Raw genomic sequence first — 20,265 nt, 5'->3', positions numbered from 1 at the left:
AGTGAATATGGATATCAGTGTTATTCACAGCATCTGGACAATTCTACTATTTGTCTGCTTTGGCGGCGTTGTGTGGTGGGCTTTCGGTAAAAACCGCAAGGCTCGCTTCGAAGAGGACGCAAATCTTATATTTGCGGACGAACAAAGCCCGAAGAAAGACCAGCAAGGAGAGACTAAATAATGACTACATTTTGGAGTCTTTGGATTACCTTCATCACCGTAGGGACCTTGGTAGGTGTTGCTATCATCCTTCGCTGGTGTGTAAAGGACAAAATGGGTGTTGATCCAGGTGATGACATGGGCCATGAATACGATGGTATTCGTGAGCTCAACAATGATTTGCCTAAGTGGTGGACTTACTTGTTTATTTCCACTTTCATCTTCGCGATTGTCTACCTTGCGCTTTACCCAGGTCTTGGTAACTACAAAGGCCTACTAGGCTGGCAGAGTTCTGACCAAACGGTAACTAGCATTGAAGAATCTCGAGCCTCTATCGCTCGTTCTCAAGAGAACAAGCAATTGGTTCAATACGCAAAAGAGTTGGAAGATGCTGATGCCTACTTTGGTGAAGCATTCAGTAAGCTTGCGATGACAGACGACGGTAGTGGCTTGCGCCCTATCCCTGAAATCGCAGCCAACGAAGAAGCAGTAAAAGTAGGTCAACGTTTGTTCCTACAGAACTGTTCTCAGTGTCACGGTTCTGATGCCCGTGGTCAGCTTGGCTTCCCTAACCTAACGGATAACGCATGGCTGTATGGCGGCGAGCCTGAAGCAATCGTTACCACGGTCATGGACGGTCGAATTGGCGAGATGCCAGCTTGGATTGATGTGTTAGGAGAAGACGGCGTTAAAGAAGTCGTTAGTTACACCCTTTCACTATCAGGCCGTAAGGTAAATGCTCGTGAAGCAGCTGCAGGTAAATCGCGCTTTATAGTGTGTGCAGCATGTCATGGTACAGATGGTAAAGGTAACCCTGCAGTTGGCGCGCCTGATCTAACTGATAACAATTGGCTGTATGGCGACTCAAGAGCGGCAGTTACCGAAACGGTGACTAACGGTCGTATGGGCGTTATGCCTGCTTGGAAAGACATCCTAGGCGAAGAGAAGGTACAACTTGTCTCAGCTTACGTGTGGAGCCTAAGCAACCAAGATAAATAGTAACAACTCAATAACAGCCCCTACCCATAGGGGCTGACTTTTCTTTACAATCATCCTTTCATTTTTCAATTAGAGAACTTTTTTATGGTAAAGCCTTGGTATAAGCATTTTTGGGCTTGGTTCATACTTCTTTTGATCTTAACCACCGTATTCGGCACACTATTTCGCGTTTACATCCTATCTCAACATACCGTTTCGCTGGTTTCAGAGGATTACTATAAAAAAGGCAAAGGCATCAACATAGACCTGTCTAAGGTCAGTGTGGCTCAAGATCTCAACCTTTCGGCAATGGTATACTCTAATGAGAGTGATATCGTCATTGAGCTAAACAAAGGTGAGCTCAGTAACTTCCCAGCTCTCAATATAGAGTTTTCACACCGTACACTGCCTGACAGAGACTTTGACTATCTTGCTACCGCCAATCCTTCTGGCACGTATAAGATTCACCTAGAAGAGCCTCTACAAGGCCCATGGTTTATTGAACTGCGACCTCATGACAAGCAATGGCTAATTCAAGGTCGAATGACCTTCCCTAGTTCCACTCCAGCACCATTAATGAACTGATTATTATGGAAAAATCGTGTTATCACTGCGGTGAAGATGTACCAGAGAACACGAACTATCGCGTCACGATTCTAAAAGAATCGAGAGAGATGTGTTGCCCTGGTTGTGAATCAGTGGCACAGACTATCGTAGATAGTGGTTTAAGCTCTTACTATCAGTACCGTACAGAGAAAGCAGAGCGAGTCGATCTCGTTCCTGAACAGTTGCAATCGTTGATCCATTACGATAACGAGCAAGTGCAATCAGAATTTGTGCGCAACGACGAAAACACTTCTGAAGTGACATTGTCACTAGATGGAGTGTCTTGCGCAGCCTGTGCTTGGCTGATTGAAAAGAAAATGAATGCACACAAGGGTGTGGTTCGTATTCACGTCAATACCGCTACTCACAGAGCCCTATTGTCTTGGGATAAAACACAAACCAAACTGAGTGAATTACTGAGTGCCATCCATAAACTAGGATACAAAGCAGCTCCTTTCGAAGCCGACAAACAAGAAGAAACCTATTATCGAGCGATGAAGCAATACCTGTACAAACTCGGTATTGCGGGACTGGCAACCATGCAGGTCATGATGCTGGCCGTGGCTTTGTATCTAGAGGTGTTTGGTAACTTAGAGCCTGAATTTAAACACTATTTCCGAATTGTCAGTCTAATTTTCGCAACTCCCGTTCTGCTGTATTCTGCTCTGCCCTTTTACATGAATGCGTGGCGAAGCCTAAAAGCCAGAACGCTCGGCATGGACGTCCCCGTTTCTATCGCCTTAATTTTTGCGTACTTCGCAAGTTTAATCGCTACCTTTACACAAAGTGGCGAAGTGTTTTTTGAATCCATCTCAATGTTTACCTTCTTCTTATTACTTGGAAGATTTCTTGAGATGCGGGCGCGTCGCAAGGCAGCTGCGGCCAGTGCCAACTTACTAAAGCTTGTCCCTGCGATGGCGACACTAGAAGACGGCAACCAGGTGCCAGTAAAAACCCTAAGCATAGGAGACCGTGTGCGAGTGCTGGCCGGCGAGCACGTTCCCGCCGATGGTTATGTACTGGATAAAGCCGTCTTCGTTGATGAATCGATGCTGACTGGTGAGTCTTTACACGTGAAGAAAAGTACTGGTGAAACAGTGTACGCCGGTACTATCAACGGTGAACAAACCTTTACCTTAGAAGTCGCCTGTCGCAAACAAGAGAGCATGATTGCCAATATTGTTAGGCTTCAGGATGAAGCACAGGCAACCAAGCCAAAGATCGCAGAAATTGCCGATATCGTGGCCCGTTATTTCGTCGCCGCTATCTTAATTATTTCTGCCTGCACCTACTTCTACTGGCAACAAAACCAACCTGAAGACGCATTTTGGATCATGCTGGCTGTATTGGTGGCAACATGCCCTTGCGCCCTTTCACTAGCAACGCCCACCGCCATTACTTGTTCAACCTCAAGAATGGGCGACCTTGGCATATTATTACGAAAGTCGCATGCCATCGAAACGCTCTGTAAGATCAATCACGTTATCGTTGACAAAACCGGCACACTCACCGAAGGAAAAGTGTCGCTCTCTAGTGTGACGACCTTTGGACAATGGCAAGAATCACAAGTCCTAGCGATTGCATCAGCCCTTGAAGCCCACGCCAATCACCCAATTGCAGTAGCGTTTAGGCCACACATTGATGATTCGATAACGGCTGAAGCGGTAGAAAACCACATTGGCTCAGGTCTAACGGGCACAGTGAATAACCTTGATTGTAAGATAGGCAGTTACACGTTTGCTTGTGACAGCACAATAGCAAACACACCGCATACGGTTTATCTGTCTATCAATGATGAACTGGCAGCAACCTTTACTTACAGCGACCCAATCAGAGAAAGCAGCCAAGGCTTCATTCAGTCCCTTAAAGACTTAGGCATTCGCACAACCTTACTTACCGGTGACAACGAACTGAATGCAGCACCTGTCGCCAAACAGTTAGGTATTGACGAGCTGAAAGCTGGCGTAAGCCCTGAGGGCAAGCTCAATTACTTCAATGGCCTGCCTAAGAAAGATGTATCACTCATGATCGGTGATGGTATCAATGATGCCCCGACCCTTGCTGGTGCCCATCTTTCTGTGGCAATGGGCGGCGGAACTGATGTCGCCAAATCCTCAGCGGATATGGTACTTTTGGGAGATAAGTTAGATAAATTGATCGAGGCTCGCACCCTTGCCCTTAAAACTCGCAAGATAATTAGAGAAAACCTTGCCTGGTCGCTTGGATACAATCTACTTATTCTGCCACTCGCGGTTTGCGGATTGGTCGCGCCTTATATTGCCGTGGTGGGCATGTCAGCAAGCTCCATCATCGTAGTTACTAACTCACTGAGATTACTAAATAAACATGGAAAGTCTATACATTCTGATTCCCATAGCAATCGTACTGGTCGCCGTAGCGGTGGCCGTATTTCTATGGGCAGTTAAGTCGGAGCAGTTTGAAGATCTTGATCGCCAAGGACATAATATCCTGTTCGAAGAAGATGACATTCCGTCTGACGAGAGTAAGAAAGAGAAATGAGCAATATTGATTGGTTAGGTGCCTTTCTTATTGGACTAGCTGGCGCCGGTCACTGCATGGGAATGTGCGGAGGAATAGCCAGCGCTGTAGCGTTAAATGGACGCCAAAGTTCGTTCCAAATCACTCTACTGTATAACTTTGGGCGCATATCCTCGTATCTTGTTATTGGCGCACTGGTTGGTGGTACCGTCGCTAGCAGTGTCAGTGTCTTCGATTCCACCCACTTTTTAACCGTGTTGCGCGCCATTGCCGCTGTGATGATTCTATTATTGGGCTTGTATTTGGCACAATGGTGGAATGGGCTATTAAAGATAGAAAAAATGGGACAGTACTTATGGAAGTTTCTATCGCCTATCGCGGCTAAAATGATTCCTTTGCGCTCTCCTTGGTATGCCTATCCTGTCGGTATAGTGTGGGGCTGGATTCCTTGTGGAATGGTCTACTCGATGTTGAGTTGGGCTGCGGTCTCTGGCAGTGCAACTAATGGCCTACTAATTATGGGATGCTTTGGATTAGGTACCCTACCCGCTATGATTCTCATTGGCGCAGGTTCAGCTAAATATTCTCAGTTTTTTCGATCTCCTATCATTCGCCGCATAATTGGAAGTTTGATGATAGCATACGCAATGTACTCAATATTATTGTTAGTTAATTAGGCAAATGCATTAGTTAACTTTCTGATATAACGAACGTTTATATGACTACCCATTTAGGGTTGAAAGTGCTAATATATTGACGTAAATCAATTATATGTAAATCTAATAAATATGATTAATATTGAGAAACCAGCAACAAAGCGTATACAGTCCGGTGGTTGTGCTATTCATTGCCAAGATTGCAGTATTTCACAGCTTTGCATTCCATTTACGCTGAATGATGCAGAGCTTGATCAGCTCGATCAGATCATTGAACGCAAGAAGCCGATTCAGAAAAGCCAAGAGCTTTTCAAGGCTGGTGACGAGTTGAAATCCTTGTATGCCATTCGTTCAGGCACAATTAAAAGCTATACCATCACTGAACAAGGCGACGAGCAGATTACCGCGTTTCACCTAGCCGGCGATTTGGTTGGTTTCGATGCGATCAACACCCAATCACACCCAAGCTTTGCACAAGCTTTGGAAACGTCGATGGTGTGTGAGATCCCTTATGAAATCCTTGATGATTTGTCAGGCAAAATGCCAAAACTGCGCCAACAAATCATGCGTTTGATGAGTAGTGAAATCAAAGGCGATCAGGATATGATTTTGCTTCTCTCTAAGAAGAATGCAGAAGAGCGCTTAGCGGCCTTCCTGTATAACCTATCTGAGCGTTTTTCTCAGCGTGGCTTCAGCCCAAGAGAATTCAGATTGACCATGACCCGTGGTGATATCGGTAACTACCTTGGTTTAACGGTCGAGACTATCAGTCGTCTATTAGGTCGCTTCCAAAAATCAGATATTCTTGCTGTTAAAGGTAAGTACATCACGATCAACGACCACGATGCTCTCGCAAAATTGGCAGGCGCTAGCCGTAGCTAACCTACTCCCAGAAGTGACTCTTAGCTGAGTCACTTCAAATTCCTCATTTATTTCTTCTAAATCACTAATAAGTCACTCTTTTTTCGTCTAATCTTAGATTGCAATCTAACACTTTTCTTCACAGTAGAGTTATATTGTACTTATCGTTAATAGAATGAAACGGGTGGTCTATGAGTATATACAACAACATTCTGGTTGTTGCCAATATCGACGCAGAGCAGCAGCCAGCCTTGGCTCGAGCCATGCAAATCGGAAAGAAAAGTAAGTCACCAAGTCGGATTACTTTTTTCCTCGCAATATATGACTTTTCGTATGAAATGACATCTATGCTCTCCCCTGATGAACGAAATGCGATGCGCGCTGGTGTTATCCATCAACGTGAACAGTGGATGAAAGAAGTCGCAGAACCCTATAGAGATGATGACCACATTGAGCTCGATATTAAGGTGGTTTGGCACAACAGACCTTATGAAGCCATCATCAGTGAAGTCTTTGCCAAAGACTACGAGCTTGTAGTTAAAACGACACGCCAACACGATCTCCTCGAATCTGTACTGTTTACCCCAACAGACTGGCACCTACTACGTAAATGCCCTTGTGCTGTATTGCTGGTTAAAAACCATGATTGGCCAGAAAAAGGTCATGTAGTGGTATCCGTTCACGTTGGTTCAGAGAATGAGGCTCACCTTGAGCTCAACCATAGGATGGTTGAACAGGCACTCGATCTCTCAGATCGTCTTGATGCAGAGCTGCACTTAGTCAACTCTTACCCTATCACTCCTCCAAACATCACCGTCGAATTACCTGAGTTTGATCCAACCATCTACACAGACTCTGTTCGCGGTCACCACCTAAAAAGCATGAAAGCCCTTCGACAAGAGTATGGCATTGCTGAGGAGCAAACCATTGTTGAGCAAGGCTTACCTCAAGACGTTATACCTAAAGCGGTGAAAGACCTTGGCGCTGGATTAGTCGTCCTTGGCACCTCTGGCCGGACAGGCTTGTCCGCAGTATTCCTAGGTAACACAGCGGAAAACATCATTGATGAAATAAATTGTGACGTATTGGCTCTCAAACCTAGCGGTTATGTAAGCCCATTGGATCCACATGGCAGTTAGTTTCAATAAGTGATCAATCAAGTTCATAGTTAAAGCGGTGGCAACACCGCTTTTTTATGTTCGCTGTTTTTTCACTGGAAACTGCCTAGAATATCCGTATCATACGCACTCTCTTTTTAATCAAGATCCGGATAGTTAAATGAGCGAACAAGTTCAAGAGCGCACCAAGGCCCAACAATACAACTTTAACAAGTTGCAAAAGCGTCTTCGTCGTGACACAGGCAACGCAATCAGAGACTTCAACATGATTGAAGAAGGCGATCGCATTATGGTTTGTCTATCTGGCGGGAAGGATAGCTTTACTATGCTTGAGATCTTGATGAGTCTTAAGAAGAGTGCTCCAATCGATTTCTCCTTGATTGCAGTTAACCTCGACCAAAAGCAACCAGGATTCCCTGACCATATTCTTCCAGAATATCTAGAGACCCTTGGTGTTGAATACAAGATTGTAGAAGAAGACACCTACTCTATCGTTCAGGACAAGATCCCTGAGGGCAAAACGACCTGCTCTCTTTGCTCACGTCTGCGTCGCGGTATCTTATATCGTACAGCCAAAGAGCTTGGCGCAACCAAGATTGCCCTTGGCCATCACCGCGATGACATCATAGAAACACTGTTCTTGAACATGTTTCATGGCGGTAGAATGAAAGCTATGCCACCAAAGTTGGTTTCAGACAACGGCGAACACGTTGTGATCCGTCCACTGGCTTACTGCCGTGAAAAAGACATCATCAAGTTTGCCGATATGCGCGAATACCCTATCATTCCATGTAACCTTTGTGGTTCGCAGCCAAACTTGCAGCGTCAAAACATCAAGCAGATGCTAAACGGTTGGGACAAGCAGTTCCCAGGCCGTATAGAAACCATGTTCCGTGCTATGCAAAACGTAGTACCTAGCCACCTAGCCGATTTTGATTTATTCGATTTTAAATCGGTCGATCAAGATTCTGGCGTGATCAATGGCGGTGATATTGGTTTTGATAAAGAAGAAATACCTGTAGAAACTGCAGCAGTTGAACCAGTAGAGTTTGACCCTAAACTTCAGTTAGACGTAACTAACGTTTAATTCAGATAAATAAAAAAGGCCGGAGACTTAATTGCTCCGGCCTTTTTGTATCTGCTTTACTGCTCAATATATGGCATAACCCGTTGAGTTTGCTCAGATATATTAGCTGTGACACCGTCACTTAAATCCACTAACTTAAGGATGGCTTTTCCTTGTTCGTTAACCGGGACAGCCTTGCCATTGGAAAGCATGATTTGCTTTACAGTATCTGGGGTGAATTCAAGTGTTACGCCTTCAATATCTGGGGTAAACCAGTTCGAGAACATACCACCTAGACCGCCAAGCACCGTTTTCATTTGAGAGGTTTTACTCTCTAACTCTGAATACCCTACTTCACCCTTTAATGGCTCTTTCGTTAAGACAACCAAAGAGTAATCACAACGCGCGTCTTTTTGCGTGTGAATATAGACTAAAGGATTGGCACTCTTAAGGTTACTATCTAGAGGCACATTCACCTCTCCGTTGTCACTGATAGTCAACTCTTCAAAGTGCTCTTCTTTTTCCATCCAAGCCTTTTCGATTGAACAAGGTTGTTTGGTTTCAAAGTTGGTAAAAAAGAGCCCTATTTTGACGTCTTGTTGTGGCTCTTTCAGATTGTGTTTTAATGGCGAATACAACTTACTGTAGGTAAACATGTATTCTTCGGCCTGTGCTGTGTTCAGGCCCATGACCAATAGCGCCGCGGTCAATATACGACATTTCATTTTAAGCGATTATCCTATGCATCAAATGTGTTTGAGCCACCTCGAGGGGTACCCGATGTTGGGGGGGTATTGTCATCGTCAGACTCATCAATATGCTCATCTTTCTCATTCTCTTGCTTTGGTGCATCTTGCGTGGCAACAACCTGCAAGCGAATACCAAACATATTGCGGTAGATAATACCTTTTGCATGGAAGAAGAACGGTACTGCGATAACGAGACCTAGACCATACAGCATCATGCCAGCCACAAATGCAAACATGGTCACAAGATAGATAACTGCAATAGAGAAGATACGCTTGTTCACTGCGCGCATCGATGTCCATAGAGCTTTAACTGGGGTCAAACGTTTCTCACAGACCAGTAAAACCGCGTTACTGAAGGCAAGAGACAGATAAAGAGATAAGAACGGCAGCAATGCTCCAGCGATTGCTTGGGACAATAGATTGAGCATAGTGACCAGAATCACTGGCATCATAAAAGGCAAACCTTTGGTGATGTGTCTGGTCTCTGTTCTCAGGCCTGCCGCATGGCTCATTGCCATCAACGCAACACCAGCATAGATAGGCGCAGCGACCACTTCATAGCTAAAGTTCGCCACGAAGATCGATTGAAAGATGCCTGGCTGCAAAGACTCAGGGTCTTGAAACATAACTAAGATTGCTGAGAGATCACCAATTTGCAGTTTAAGTGCAACGATAAAAATGGCAGCTTGGATGGCGATAAGAAGGATAACAGCGGGGGAAAAAGTCAAAAAATTACGCATCGTCAGTTGCCATGCTTCACTAATCACACTGATGGGCTTTAATTCAAAATCCCCAGCCAATGCCTTTTCTACGCTACCACCAAGGTTGAAGTTTTTCTCTATCGGATCGCTCATTGAATCTTTAGGTCCTTGCCTTTAAAAGAAAATATTCTGGCGCAAGTATACCTGTAAACTGGCGTTACGGCATAGTCTTAAGCAAAAGGTCCTATCACTTAACTCTGTTTTGAGCATACAAACAAACCATCCGCACCGTTTTTCGTATGAATTATCAACAAGTCTAAATTATGGGGTGAATCTTAAGAAACCTCTTTAAGTGCAAACCCTTGCACTTCTGTTATACTCGCGCCCTAAAAGATACTTAAGGGAAAGCTAACGTTACAACTATGGCTCTACTAATGCGAATGACTCAGACCTTTGGCCTTCTATCCTTATTCTTTAGCTTCTCTGCTTTTTCTGAATCAGAACAGCCGCTTAAAGGAGAATCTGTAGATATAATCACTCCGCGTGCTGTCAGTATCTATCTACCCAATAATCTGATTCCATCGTCTGTTCTGTCTCAGTTTACCGCTCAAACGGGTATCATCGTAGAGCAGCGTGTTTATAATATAGACACCCCACAACATATCAGTAGACGAGACTATTCCGCCGTAGACCTCACGTTGATTCCGTACAGCTATTTCCCAGCACAAACAGAACTCGCGAGCCACTTTAAGCCGATAGCGAAAGACTCGCTGTCCAACGCAAGCACCATAAAACCTGAGTTAAATAGAGTCGAACTCGCTCAACATTACCAATATTCAGTGCCTTTAATGCTTCATGGCATAGGTATAGCGACCAACTCTAAAATGTTGCCACCCTCGATGCTTACACAATGGGTTGACCTTCATGATGAACAGTGGACTGGGCAGCTTCTCATTTTAGATGATGCTCAAACACTGGTCTCTATTGCACTGCTGGGGATGGGTTATCCCATCAACAATGCAACCGACAAGCAGCTACAAAAGTCGAAACAATGGCTCATCAATATGCGAAATAATGCCGCCTTCTTATCAAAAGAAGCCCCAGAGATGCATTTTCTATCGGGGCAAGTCTCGGTTGGTATATTGAGTAATGACCACGCGTATATTGGTAGTCTGGAAGATGCGGATATCGCAATTGAATGGCCTACAGAAGGCGCTATTTTAGACGCCTATGCCCTATCAATGAACATTGACAGCGATGCAGAGGAAGACGCGCTTTTGCTGATGAACTTCCTTATGGATAAAACCGTTCAATCACAAATTTCACTTTATTCAGGCTTAACTCCAGTGATTGATGGCCTTCCTATGCAGAGTAAACTGCTGAAACTGCTGTCGGCAGAGACTATTGAAAATGGCCACTTTAAGCTCAACTCACCTGAGAGTCGTTTGAAATACGAACAATTATTCCTAGAAGTTAAAGTACGCTAATGCATTTTGGTTTACGAGAGCAGCTCTTCAACCAACTTAGGTACTTCAACACCTGCAGGACCATAGCGTTTTTCTTCAAACTCGCTCTGTACCGCACTCGGCTCTAGGTTGATTTCTATGGTGTGCGCACCGTGCATTTTTGCATCATGCACAAACCCTGCCGCTGGATAAACTACCCCTGATGTGCCGATAGAAACAAAAAGATCCGCCTCTTCTATGGCGGCATAGATTCTATCCATTTGCAGCGGCATCTCTCCAAACCAAACAATATGCGGTCTCATTTGATGAGGTATCTGACAACAATGGCACAGATCACCATCATTGAGATCCGTCAGTTGTTCAACCACTTGACCTGATTCGCTGCAACGAGCCTTCAGTAATTCACCATGCATATGCACTATGTTATTGGTACCGCCCCTTTCGTGAAGGTTGTCGATGTTCTGCGTCACTACCGTGACAGTTCCATCCAACATCTCTTCGAGACGCCCTAACGCTTTATGTGCCGCATTTGGCTGAATAGACTCGGACAAGAGTTTCTGGCGGCGCATATTGTAAAAAGAGTGCACCAACACGGGGTCCTTAGCAAAGCCTTCTGGTGTAGCAACGTCCTCAATACGATGATTCTCCCAAAGTCCATCTTGCGCTCGAAACGTTTGGATTCCCGACTCCGCTGAGATACCAGCACCGGTTAACACGACTATGTTTTTGTATGGAAAGTTCATATTGAGGCCCCAAAGCAATTGCTAATGAATTGTTAATAAAGATTAACATTCATACAAGGGGAAAATAAAGAGACTGAGATCGCATCTTTTAGTGAAATGTTTTACCTCTAATTCAATGTTTTTTCACAAAAAATTTCGTGAAACACATTCTCTGCACTAAACTTTTCAAGGAATCAAACGGACAAGAGAGAATCATGCGTTCAAAACTATTCTTCCTTCCTCTGCTCCTCGCTTTATTTTCTTTTGGCGCTCATGCCAATTGGGAATACGATTTAGCAGATGAACCGAATATCGACAAAGTGTCTATCAGTATTGCTACAGAGATAGATAAATTGCCAGAGCCACTGTTTATGTCGCGAGCGGACCGAGACAAGGTCAATCAGTTGATGGAAGCGGTTATCAGGGAGCAGCGTAAACACGCTGACCAGTTCGCTGAGCAGATTGACGCCTATAGTGACGACAGTACTGATGAAAACTGGAAAATAGCAGAGCGTTCTTGGCTGACACTAAGTAGCTTAGGGAAAAGTAAGGCTAACTTACTACAGCTCGCCAGCAGTTCTACCAAAGACTTAGTGGCAGGCTTTGGTCCGTCTGGGGTAATTCAGTTTAAGCAAGAGTGGTATATCACGCGTTTAAACGGCGAGTTTCTATTTCATCTGCAAATACGCAGCTTTAAAGCGCTGATAAAAGATATCTTCATTTCCCCTATTCCTCTGATGTGGGCGGTCATTAAGGTTCTATTTATCTACTTTCTACTGACCTGGTGGTTAGCCAACAGTAAGCGATTTATTGAAGCCTTCAAAAATGCTCAAACAGAATATGGCACTCGTCCTCCTCTATGGATGCGTTTGATTTGGTATATCAGTCGAGCAAATCGCGCCATAGCGGTGCTTATCGCCATCACTCTATCGCTACGTGTACTTTCTGCAATACCGAGCTTAAGTCAGCTTATAGTCCTAGAGATTTTCACTTGGTGGATCTTAGGTGGCTCGATTGCCATAAGCTTTATTCTCGAGTTCGCTTACCGTAATAGCCGCAGTTCCAGTAAAGAAATCGTCGCACTCCGATTGTCTACGATACGTTGGTATGTATGGAGCTTTATCTTTGTTGGCGTGTTCCTGCAGATTTCACAGCGAATGGTGGGTAAAGGCACCATTTATTACTGGATATCCAGCCTCGTCTTTTTCTGGTTTGTGCTGATTACCATCCATGTATTGCGTAAGTGGCGACCTATTGTTTTCCGTCGCATCGCCAAGATGCCGGAGAAACCCCTGTGGATTGTTTGGGCTGAAAAGAATGAGAATACCTTCCTGCTCAATATCATCGCCACCGTATTGGGCATTGTTTGGATTTTCACCGCAACGTGCCAGGGCATGATCGTTGCCAAACTGTCGAATTTTACCTTCTTCAGCCAAGGCCTAGCCTACCTCTTCAAAATTGAAGTCGCCAAGCAGAATCAAAGTGAAGCGCACTCACAAAACTTTGTTCGCATTAAGGGTGATGAAACCTTCAAATACATTACACCAGGGCACGAAGACAGCACCTTAATTGACTATGCAACGGATGAGTTCAAACAGGTCTCTCGATATGTACTGTCTAACAACCCTGCTGTATGCGTTATTTCCGGTGAGCGCGGTATTGGCACGACAACCTTCCTTAAGCAGTTACTACACAAGGTCAAGAATGCCACGCCTATTTATCTCAACTGCCCTTATGCGGGTTATTCAGAGCTTATCGAAGAGTTTGCCGAGCAATTAGGCCTTGATCGAGAAGCTGGCGAGATCCAAATCCTAAACCATCTTCGAAAAAGTAATGAAAGCTACCTCATTGCCCTCGATAACGGTCAGCGCCTAGTTAAACCAATGGTGGGCGGACTCAATGGCCTAATTAGGTTTACTAACCTATTGCGTCGTTCTAAGAAAAACCACCGCGCTGTGCTCGCTATCGAGAAAGCGAGTTGGCGTTTTGTTGATAGAGCTCGCGGAGAAAGGCTGTTGTTTGATTGGGTTTCTTTTCTTCCAAACTGGAACGAAGCTCAAGTTTCTCAACTATTGGAGTCTCGAATAAACCAATCAGATGAGTATCGACTCTCGTTTGAAGGTCTTGTGGTACCAAAACAATGGGATCACGACAATATCAGTGAAGAAGACCGCGCTCGAAATGGCTTCTATCGAATCCTTTGGCACTACGCAGATGGCAATCCAACGGTAGCCCTCAGATTCTTTAGATTGTCCTTACGTCGCAATAAAAGTGATGACAGCATAGTGGTTAGGTTATTTAGAGCACCTGAGTCTGAAGAGCTAGAAAAAATGCCGAAACCTATGTTGGCAGTGCTTCGCTCAATTGTTCAATTAGAAGTGGCAAACCAAGAAGAACTGTCTGAGTGTACTCAGCTGAGTCTCTCTGAAGTGTTAGGTACTCTGCGTTATTTCCAAAGCCGTGGCTACATTGAATGGAGTGACGATAAGGCAAAGATTTCAGATCACTGGTATCGCCACGTTACTAATGTCCTTCACCGTCAGCATCTACTGGTAAAATAATATGCTAAGAATTTTGTTCCTTGTTTTCATCACTACATTCAGTAGTCTCTCTTTCGCAATGCAAGAAGTGCCTGATGTTACCGCTATTCAGGACTTTGCTAGTCTGGTTCGCTGGGGCGGTGTGCTATTTTCTGTATTGATCATTGCCTGTACGTGGTTACTACTAAGATTCATCGACTCTATAGTGGACAGTGTGAGTACGCAGTTCGTTCAGTACCGAATGATTTTGCAAAAAGCACAATCCTTCCTGCAGTTTTTCATCTACATCACGGCCGGTATTGTGGTGTTCATGATCAGCTTCAGAATCAACGACCATATATTGGCACTGATTGGTGGTACGCTTGCGGTTTCGGTGGGCTTTGCCTTGAAGGATCTAGCAGCTTCATTTATCGCAGGCTTAACGGTTATGATAGACCGTCCGTTCCAAGTAGGTGACCGCGTCACCTTTGAAGGAAACTATGGCGACATTATTACCATTGGGTTGCGCTCAGTACGAATGCGTACCCTGAATGATGACATCATTACCATTCCTAATAACAAATTCCTAAATGAAGTCACCGTTAGTGGCAACTACGGCGCATTGGATATGCAAGTGGTTATACCCTTCTTTATCGGAATGGATCAGGACATAGACCTGGCAAGAAACCTGATTCAAGAGGCCGCTTCTTCGAGCCGATACATACATCTTCCTAAACCCGTTGTTGTTTTAGTCAAACAAACCATCACTGAGAACTATTTAGCGATACAATTGACCTGTAAGGCCTATGTTGTCGATACGGGATATGAGAAACTGTTCGAAACTGATATCACACTGCGTGTAATGAAAGAGTTCAAGAAGAACGGCATTACTCCACCGCGCATCGCTGTGAGTTCACAACCGGCGTAACCGTCGATTACTAAACAGAGAATACAATGGCAAGAACGATTCAATACGTATATAACAAAGAACACAAAGAACTACTGTTCTCTTATCAGGAGCACCGCAATATTCATGAAGCGGTAGCTGAAGCTGAAGGGATCGACCTGAAAGAGTTCCTTAAGATGGAACAACAAATTGAAGCGGTTTCTGATACTAAAGCTGTTCGTGATTATCGTGACAACTACTTTAGAAAATTAGGCTTTGGCAAGATCACGCTAAAGCCAAAAGAGAACAAGCCGATTGGAAAAAAATAACACAAGGGACCTAACGGTCCCTTTTTATTGAGCCTGACCAAGATACTGTATTAATATACAGTATCTTGCAAATTTGATAGTTTACCCAACCCAAGATGGAAATTACTCTCGCCCAAATACAACAATGCCCCGAGTCATCGAGGCATTGATAGTTATCCAGGGTCAGACTATAAAGCCTTGTAAATAACCTTATTTCCTGACAACTGTTCTCTTTGAACAAGATTCTCAGTCAGTAATTTTTTTAGTGCACCCGTTGCCCAAGAAGCCGCTTTAGCCTCTTCTTGACCTGCTTCTAGGCCAATCCCTTTAGGGTTGATGCCTTCAGCGTTTGCGACAACGATGTCCAGTACCTGTTGCTGCTTTGGAGTAAGTGCAATGTCTGAAGCCTTCGCTTCTGCATTGTTTTCAACCTTAACTTCAACGGTTTCAGTCACTGCTGCTGGTTTAGTTTCAGCTTTAGCCACTGTCTTAGAAGCAACAGTTTTAGTGCTCGTTTTGATGCGCTTTTGTAGCTTCATCTGCACGTTACGTTTGTGTGCAAGTCTCATTAAATGATTCCCCTGTTCACTGCTTCTCAGCAGGCATGAAAATTTGAAGCGTGTTTATAGCAAAATAGCGCCCAACTTTGTAGATTTTTGCTGTGAAAAGAACCGAAAATTACATTTATAAAATAAACAGAACAGGATACTTAACAATTCATATTCATCTGATCAATCTATGGGCGAATCTTTAGACAAAAAAAGAGCACCGAAGTGCTCTCTTTTTACTTGATGATCTAACGAATAAGATTATCGAATATTTAGGAATGCTGCGCCACGTACGCCACCTGAATCACCATGTTTCGCCTTGATGATCTTAGGACACTTAGCCACTGACATTAAGTACTTAGGTATACGCTTAGGCATTTCTTCGTAAATCAGTTCGAAGTTTGATAGTCCGCCACCAAGGGTAACCACATGCGGGTCGTAAGCAGTAAAGATATTCGCAAAACAGATTGCTAACAGCTCCATAAAGCGCTCTACGTGTTCAACCGCTTTCTCTTCACCCTCGTTATAAGCGGTGATGATGTCGATGGCCTTCTTCTTTTCGCCAAAGTAGTGAGCGTAGATCAGCTCGAAGCCGCGACCAGATAAGTAGCTATCTAAACAACCCTTCTTACCGCAACCACAGCCTAGTAAAGGCGCGTTCTCGCCCAAGTGGAACCATGCATCGATAGGAAGACGGGTATGACCCACCTCACCTGCTACGTGGTTACGACCAGAAAAGACCTTACCTTCATGAATGATACCGCCACCGAAACCAGTGCCAAGAATCAAACCCATTACAGACTCTTCATCTTTCAGTTCATCATCCCACGCTTCAGACAATGCAAAACAGTTCGCATCATTTTCAATCTTAACGCTGCGGCCAATTCGAGCTTCAAGATCAGCGCGTAAAGGCTTACCTTTTGCTGCTGGTACGTTTACCGTCAAAATGGTGTTGTCTTCGGCATCTTCCATACCTGGAAGACCAAAGCCGATAAGACCCTCTACACCAAATTGCGCATCGTATTTTTCTACCAAACCTGCCAATGTTTCAACTAGCTTTGCATAGTCATCACCAGGTGTTGGCACTCGTTCTGTCGCTAAACGCTCCAGACTCTCATTAAACGCACCAAATTCAATCTTGGTGCCGCCCACATCAAAGCCATAAAACATCAGTTATCTCCTAAACTAAACCGTATAATTCATTGAAAAATAATTCGTATTATCCAGATCTTATGGCATACATACCGTGATGACTGCCATAAAACGCACCCCGCTCAGTCTATTCGGTTAAACAACGTCCGAAGATGTAACTAGAAGTCCTACTTTGATAAATATTGATTGAGTATTGGACGGCTAAAATCTCTCTTTTCTCGAGTTTTGCTCAGCATGTAGCTCTCTTTAAACACCCCAAACCAAGATTGCAGCTCATTACTGGCATGGATTAATCCAAACTCTTGAAAAACAAGCGAAGCAACCTCGCAAGTGGCGAGATGTTGTGCATGTTCTGATTTTCTCATCACATACTCAGAGATTTTTTCTGGTTGAATAGACACAACAGGTAAATGATGCAGATACTCTGACTTTCTATAGATCCTACGCGCCTCACGCCAACTGGCATCCAAGAAAATAAACAGCGGGATCTTATCCCGAACAAAGCTTTGCCTATCATCAGGAACAAGCGCATTAGAATCAAATAGATAATTTTCTGGAAATATCAGAATGGGCTGATACCTTGTATCCTGTAAGAGCGACAACATTTGCTCATCAGGCTCAGTACGGTTCCATTGATATGCATGAGCATCACCGCAGATATCGGCAATGAGACGTCCCGTATTGCTCGGTTTTAACACCTCGTTGTCCGAGTATATCAACAAGGACGCAAAGCCCGTGTGAGCTTGGGGTTGATGTGCGCAGATACAATACTGCTGTGCAATACGACAGTGCGGACAACGATCTACCTTGGAGCCTCTGGCACTAAAGGGCTTAGTGGATTGTTTCAGTCTGTACTCAACGAGTTTATGAACGGCATGTACACGCATTTTTCGCCCTACTGCGTAAAAGGAAGTAAGAGTAATGAAGCACACCAGAATTGTCATCACCTTGGAGAAAAATAATTAATGGACGTTGCATCCATAAGGTTGAGTATTTTTATTGCAGTGCTGTGTATTTGCGCACTCATAGAGGCTCTTAAACCCAAGCGTCCACTGACGCAACCAAAAGGTTTTCGTTGGTTAAACAATCTCGGTTTAACTGGGTTTAACTCCATAGTTTTGATGATTACCATGCCTTTGCTAGCCGTAGAGGCCGCGCTATGGGCAGAGCAAAATCAAGTTGGGTTGCTGTATTGGTTGTCCGTCCCTTTGCCTATTGCCACTGTGGTTGCTGTGATAGCACTAGATTGTGCCATCTATTGGCAACATCGTTTATTTCACACGATACCTGTGCTGTGGAGCCTACATAAAGTCCATCACGCAGACCAAGACATTGACGTCACTACCGGCGCTCGTTTTCACCCCATTGAGATCTGGTTGTCCATGTGGATAAAGATAGGCATAGTCATCGCCCTCGGTGTGCCGCCTGTTGCGGTTATCATCTTTGAGATCGTGCTTAATGCCAGCGCCATGTTTAATCACAGCAATATGCGCCTGCCTTTGTCACTAGACAAAGTGCTTCGCAAGTGGTTGGTCACACCCGATATGCACAGAGTTCACCACTCCACCATAAGACAAGAAACCGATTCTAATTATGGCTTTTGCCTATCTATTTGGGATCGCTTGTTTGGTAGTTACATAAAGCAACCAAAGTTGGGTCATCAAGGGATGAACATTGGGATTGGTGTTTTCCGAGAGCCTAAAGAGCAACGAATTGATAAAATGCTGACTCAGCCTTTTAGGAACAATTAATGAAGCACCTAAACCGTTATAAAATACTACTCATTACATTAAGCTCGCTTCTCACAGCGTGTGCTTCTGGTCCCGAAACGAACTCTCAAGCACGAGTAAACACAAGCCAGATTGACCAGCAAATTGACCACAAGGTGTCTGCACAAAAAAGTGACGAGCTATTTCGGTTTTACAATGTGTGGCATCAGACCCCCTATCGGCTGGGAGGAACGACACAAAACGGCATAGATTGCTCTGCGTTTACCCAAATCGCCTATTCACAGTTGTTCAAACACCCCTTACCAAGGACCACCAAACTGCAAAGCCAGATGGGTGTCGAGGTAGACTACGGCGACAGACGTTTTGGTGACTTAGTGTTCTTTAAAACAGGGATCAATACCCGTCATGTCGGGATATACGTAGAAGACAACAGTTTCATGCACGCCTCTACGTCTCGCGGCGTCATCATATCCAGATTAGACTCCCCTTACTGGGCCGACGTATTCTGGCAAATTCGCCGTGTAAACTAGGGTCTGTTGACCTTTTTAGATTAAATTTTTTGATCCAGACTAGGTAATACCACTCTACTGCTATTACCCGACGAGAATTAGCCTAAACTTAACTACGTAAGGATCAGCTGAGGCGTACGTTTATGTGGCAGGCGATAACCCAACAACTTTCAGACGTATTAATGTTTGAATTCAAGATAGAAGAAAAGACCCGTATTACTTCCGGTGATATTAGCGAAAGCTATATGATCAGTGATGGTGAACAGCGTTACTTTATCAAGATAAATAGTAAGGATTTTCTTGCTAGTTTTTCTGCCGAAGTTGATAACCTAAACGAATTGAGACTCTCTAATACCGTTGCCACTCCAGAGATTGTGCACTTTGGTTCCACCAAAGAAGCCTCTTTCTTGATTCTCAATTACCTCCCTACCCATCCATTATCTAATCACGAAGCCAGCTACCAGTTTGGGAAAGCTGTTGCGCGATTGCACTCTTGGGGTGATCAGCAAGAGTATGGCTTTGATAACGACAATTATATTGGCGCCACTGTACAGCCCAATCGTTGGCACAAAAAGTGGTGTCAGTTCTTTGCAGAACAGCGCATAGGCTGGCAACTGCAGTTACTGAAAGAAAAAGGCATCGAGTTTGGGAATCTGGAAGAGATCATAGACAGCGTCAAGTTTTCGCTATCCAATCACCACCCAAAACCAGCCTTGTTGCATGGTGATTTGTGGCACGGCAACTGCGCCGAATCGCCGTTTGGACCTATTTGCTACGATCCGGCCTGTTACTGGGGAGATAGAGAGTGTGATATTGCCATGACCGAATTATTTGGGGGTTTCCCTGATGCTTTCTATCAAGGTTACAAGAGTATCAAACCCCTACTTGAAGGTTATGAAGAGCGCAAAAACACCTATAATCTTTATCATGTGCTGAACCATTGTAATCTATTTGGCGGGCACTATTTACATGACGCGCAACTGAGGATAGACGAACTACTCAAACAATATGCGTGAATACTGAACCCAGCGT

22 protein-coding genes are annotated in these 20,265 nt (G+C 44.4%); 16 read left to right on the top strand and 6 right to left on the bottom strand.

All coding sequences use genetic code 11. The features are described from left to right. The first annotated feature begins 7 nt into the window (after positions 1-7). From A6E01_RS06550 to ttcA, 9 genes are all read left to right on the top strand, one after another. The gene (locus A6E01_RS06550) at positions 8-181 is read left to right on the top strand and encodes a cbb3-type cytochrome oxidase subunit 3 (protein ID WP_017028971.1); all 174 of its coding nucleotides are present in this window, start codon (positions 8-10) and stop codon (positions 179-181) included. Beyond that, the gene (ccoP, locus tag A6E01_RS06545; RefSeq protein WP_065209872.1) at positions 181-1,158 is read left to right on the top strand and encodes a cytochrome-c oxidase, cbb3-type subunit III; all 978 of its coding nucleotides are present in this window, start codon (positions 181-183) and stop codon (positions 1,156-1,158) included. The genes A6E01_RS06550 and ccoP overlap by 1 nt, the downstream gene beginning before the upstream one ends. A gap of 84 nt (positions 1,159-1,242) precedes the next feature. Further along, positions 1,243-1,722, top strand: coding sequence for a FixH family protein (locus tag A6E01_RS06540; RefSeq protein ID WP_017028969.1), 480 nt, complete (start codon positions 1,243-1,245; stop codon positions 1,720-1,722). Between the two features lie 5 nt (positions 1,723-1,727). After that, positions 1,728-4,169, top strand: a complete 2,442-nt coding sequence (locus tag A6E01_RS06535; protein ID WP_065209871.1) for a heavy metal translocating P-type ATPase — start codon at positions 1,728-1,730, stop codon at positions 4,167-4,169. Further along, positions 4,090-4,263, top strand: a complete 174-nt coding sequence (gene ccoS, locus A6E01_RS21520) for a cbb3-type cytochrome oxidase assembly protein CcoS (protein ID WP_082961347.1) — start codon at positions 4,090-4,092, stop codon at positions 4,261-4,263. Before A6E01_RS06535 ends, ccoS begins: the two co-directional genes overlap by 80 nt. After that, the gene (locus A6E01_RS06530; protein ID WP_065209870.1) at positions 4,260-4,919 is read left to right on the top strand and encodes a sulfite exporter TauE/SafE family protein; all 660 of its coding nucleotides are present in this window, start codon (positions 4,260-4,262) and stop codon (positions 4,917-4,919) included. The genes ccoS and A6E01_RS06530 overlap by 4 nt, the downstream gene beginning before the upstream one ends. Before the next feature lie 111 nt (positions 4,920-5,030). Beyond that, complete coding sequence (locus tag A6E01_RS06525; protein ID WP_017028966.1) at positions 5,031-5,780, top strand: FNR family transcription factor; 750 nt, start codon at positions 5,031-5,033, stop codon at positions 5,778-5,780. A 170-nt stretch (positions 5,781-5,950) separates the two neighbouring features. Then, positions 5,951-6,898: a universal stress protein UspE gene (gene uspE / locus A6E01_RS06520; protein ID WP_065209869.1), complete on the top strand. Its 948-nt coding sequence runs from the start codon at positions 5,951-5,953 to the stop codon at positions 6,896-6,898. A gap of 139 nt (positions 6,899-7,037) precedes the next feature. Further along, on the top strand, positions 7,038-7,964 hold the full coding sequence (gene ttcA / locus A6E01_RS06515) for a tRNA 2-thiocytidine(32) synthetase TtcA (protein WP_017030645.1): 927 nt from the start codon (positions 7,038-7,040) through the stop codon (positions 7,962-7,964). A gap of 56 nt (positions 7,965-8,020) precedes the next feature. Here ttcA and A6E01_RS06510 read toward each other — a convergent pair whose 3' ends face one another. After that, positions 8,021-8,668: a DUF2987 domain-containing protein gene (locus A6E01_RS06510; protein WP_065209868.1), complete on the bottom strand. Its 648-nt coding sequence runs from the start codon at positions 8,666-8,668 to the stop codon at positions 8,021-8,023. 14 nt (positions 8,669-8,682) lie between these two features. Next, positions 8,683-9,546: a DUF2189 domain-containing protein gene (locus A6E01_RS06505; protein ID WP_017030647.1), complete on the bottom strand. Its 864-nt coding sequence runs from the start codon at positions 9,544-9,546 to the stop codon at positions 8,683-8,685. 281 nt (positions 9,547-9,827) lie between these two features. Here A6E01_RS06505 and A6E01_RS06500 point away from each other — a divergent pair, with 281 nt between their 5' ends. After that, a complete protein-coding gene (locus tag A6E01_RS06500) occupies positions 9,828-10,880 on the top strand; it encodes an ABC transporter substrate-binding protein (RefSeq protein WP_237334506.1) in 1,053 nt (350 codons plus the stop codon). Positions 10,881-10,891: 11 nt separating this feature from the next. Here the strand turns inward: A6E01_RS06500 and cobB are convergent, their stop codons facing one another. Beyond that, complete coding sequence (gene cobB, locus A6E01_RS06495) at positions 10,892-11,602, bottom strand: Sir2 family NAD+-dependent deacetylase (protein ID WP_017030649.1); 711 nt, start codon at positions 11,600-11,602, stop codon at positions 10,892-10,894. A gap of 194 nt (positions 11,603-11,796) precedes the next feature. On the opposite strand from cobB, the gene A6E01_RS06490 reads away from it, so the two are divergent. Genes A6E01_RS06490 through A6E01_RS06480 form a run of 3 tightly spaced genes read left to right on the top strand, consistent with a single transcriptional unit; the run spans position 11,797 to position 15,315 of the window. Continuing rightward, positions 11,797-14,142 (top strand): ATP-binding protein, encoded by a 2,346-nt coding sequence (locus A6E01_RS06490; protein WP_065209866.1) that lies wholly within the window; start codon positions 11,797-11,799, stop codon positions 14,140-14,142. Between the two features lie 58 nt (positions 14,143-14,200). Continuing rightward, positions 14,201-15,028: a mechanosensitive ion channel family protein gene (locus tag A6E01_RS06485; protein WP_371935916.1), complete on the top strand. Its 828-nt coding sequence runs from the start codon at positions 14,201-14,203 to the stop codon at positions 15,026-15,028. 26 nt (positions 15,029-15,054) lie between these two features. Then, positions 15,055-15,315, top strand: coding sequence for a DUF2960 family protein (locus A6E01_RS06480; RefSeq protein WP_017030652.1), 261 nt, complete (start codon positions 15,055-15,057; stop codon positions 15,313-15,315). Between the two features lie 167 nt (positions 15,316-15,482). On the opposite strand, the gene A6E01_RS06475 is transcribed toward A6E01_RS06480, so the two are convergent. The 3 genes from A6E01_RS06475 to A6E01_RS06465 form a co-directional block, all read right to left on the bottom strand. After that, on the bottom strand, positions 15,483-15,863 hold the full coding sequence (locus tag A6E01_RS06475) for a hypothetical protein (RefSeq protein ID WP_065209865.1): 381 nt from the start codon (positions 15,861-15,863) through the stop codon (positions 15,483-15,485). 240 nt (positions 15,864-16,103) lie between these two features. Next, positions 16,104-17,012: an N-acetylglucosamine kinase gene (gene nagK, locus A6E01_RS06470; RefSeq protein WP_017030654.1), complete on the bottom strand. Its 909-nt coding sequence runs from the start codon at positions 17,010-17,012 to the stop codon at positions 16,104-16,106. Between the two features lie 149 nt (positions 17,013-17,161). Then, a complete protein-coding gene (locus tag A6E01_RS06465; RefSeq protein ID WP_237334505.1) occupies positions 17,162-17,881 on the bottom strand; it encodes a tRNA-uridine aminocarboxypropyltransferase in 720 nt (239 codons plus the stop codon). 78 nt (positions 17,882-17,959) lie between these two features. Between A6E01_RS06465 and A6E01_RS06460 the strand changes: the two genes are divergently transcribed. The 3 genes from A6E01_RS06460 (at position 17,960) to A6E01_RS06450 (ending at position 20,249) form a co-directional block, all read left to right on the top strand. After that, the gene (locus A6E01_RS06460; RefSeq protein ID WP_017030656.1) at positions 17,960-18,745 is read left to right on the top strand and encodes a sterol desaturase family protein; all 786 of its coding nucleotides are present in this window, start codon (positions 17,960-17,962) and stop codon (positions 18,743-18,745) included. Beyond that, positions 18,745-19,254 carry a C40 family peptidase gene (locus A6E01_RS06455; RefSeq protein WP_017030657.1) on the top strand — a complete coding sequence of 170 codons (510 nt, stop codon included), beginning with the start codon at positions 18,745-18,747 and terminating at the stop codon, positions 19,252-19,254. Before A6E01_RS06460 ends, A6E01_RS06455 begins: the two co-directional genes overlap by 1 nt. 122 nt (positions 19,255-19,376) lie before the next feature. Further along, complete coding sequence (locus tag A6E01_RS06450; protein WP_065209863.1) at positions 19,377-20,249, top strand: fructosamine kinase family protein; 873 nt, start codon at positions 19,377-19,379, stop codon at positions 20,247-20,249. Positions 20,250-20,265: the final 16 nt, after the last annotated feature.

It is taken from the genome of Vibrio breoganii (assembly GCF_001677275.1).
GTDB lineage: Bacteria > Pseudomonadota > Gammaproteobacteria > Enterobacterales > Vibrionaceae > Vibrio > Vibrio breoganii.
The sequence above is the reverse complement of the archived record's forward strand: the minus strand, read 5'-3'. Positions and strand labels throughout refer to the sequence as shown.

Bases quoted from the DNA above. Each gene is read 5' to 3' on its own strand.
- A6E01_RS06450 (WP_065209863.1), top strand. From the start codon at position 19,377: ATGTGGCAGGCGATAACCCAACAACTTTCAGACGTATTAATGTTTGAA.
- A6E01_RS06490 (WP_065209866.1), top strand. From the start codon at position 11,797: ATGCGTTCAAAACTATTCTTCCTTCCTCTGCTCCTCGCTTTATTTTCT.
- cobB (WP_017030649.1), bottom strand. From the start codon at position 11,602: ATGAACTTTCCATACAAAAACATAGTCGTGTTAACCGGTGCTGGTATC.
- A6E01_RS06465 (WP_237334505.1), bottom strand. From the start codon at position 17,881: ATGCGTGTACATGCCGTTCATAAACTCGTTGAGTACAGACTGAAACAA.
- uspE (WP_065209869.1), top strand. From the start codon at position 5,951: ATGAGTATATACAACAACATTCTGGTTGTTGCCAATATCGACGCAGAG.
- A6E01_RS06480 (WP_017030652.1), top strand. From the start codon at position 15,055: ATGGCAAGAACGATTCAATACGTATATAACAAAGAACACAAAGAACTA.
- A6E01_RS06510 (WP_065209868.1), bottom strand. From the start codon at position 8,668: ATGAAATGTCGTATATTGACCGCGGCGCTATTGGTCATGGGCCTGAAC.
- A6E01_RS06505 (WP_017030647.1), bottom strand. From the start codon at position 9,546: ATGAGCGATCCGATAGAGAAAAACTTCAACCTTGGTGGTAGCGTAGAA.
- A6E01_RS06550 (WP_017028971.1), top strand. From the start codon at position 8: ATGGATATCAGTGTTATTCACAGCATCTGGACAATTCTACTATTTGTC.
- A6E01_RS06535 (WP_065209871.1), top strand. From the start codon at position 1,728: ATGGAAAAATCGTGTTATCACTGCGGTGAAGATGTACCAGAGAACACG.
- A6E01_RS06455 (WP_017030657.1), top strand. From the start codon at position 18,745: ATGAAGCACCTAAACCGTTATAAAATACTACTCATTACATTAAGCTCG.
- A6E01_RS06485 (WP_371935916.1), top strand. From the start codon at position 14,201: ATGCAAGAAGTGCCTGATGTTACCGCTATTCAGGACTTTGCTAGTCTG.
- ccoS (WP_082961347.1), top strand. From the start codon at position 4,090: ATGGAAAGTCTATACATTCTGATTCCCATAGCAATCGTACTGGTCGCC.
- ttcA (WP_017030645.1), top strand. From the start codon at position 7,038: ATGAGCGAACAAGTTCAAGAGCGCACCAAGGCCCAACAATACAACTTT.
- A6E01_RS06540 (WP_017028969.1), top strand. From the start codon at position 1,243: ATGGTAAAGCCTTGGTATAAGCATTTTTGGGCTTGGTTCATACTTCTT.
- A6E01_RS06525 (WP_017028966.1), top strand. From the start codon at position 5,031: ATGATTAATATTGAGAAACCAGCAACAAAGCGTATACAGTCCGGTGGT.
- A6E01_RS06530 (WP_065209870.1), top strand. From the start codon at position 4,260: ATGAGCAATATTGATTGGTTAGGTGCCTTTCTTATTGGACTAGCTGGC.
- A6E01_RS06475 (WP_065209865.1), bottom strand. From the start codon at position 15,863: ATGAGACTTGCACACAAACGTAACGTGCAGATGAAGCTACAAAAGCGC.
- ccoP (WP_065209872.1), top strand. From the start codon at position 181: ATGACTACATTTTGGAGTCTTTGGATTACCTTCATCACCGTAGGGACC.
- A6E01_RS06500 (WP_237334506.1), top strand. From the start codon at position 9,828: ATGCGAATGACTCAGACCTTTGGCCTTCTATCCTTATTCTTTAGCTTC.
- nagK (WP_017030654.1), bottom strand. From the start codon at position 17,012: ATGTTTTATGGCTTTGATGTGGGCGGCACCAAGATTGAATTTGGTGCG.
- A6E01_RS06460 (WP_017030656.1), top strand. From the start codon at position 17,960: ATGGACGTTGCATCCATAAGGTTGAGTATTTTTATTGCAGTGCTGTGT.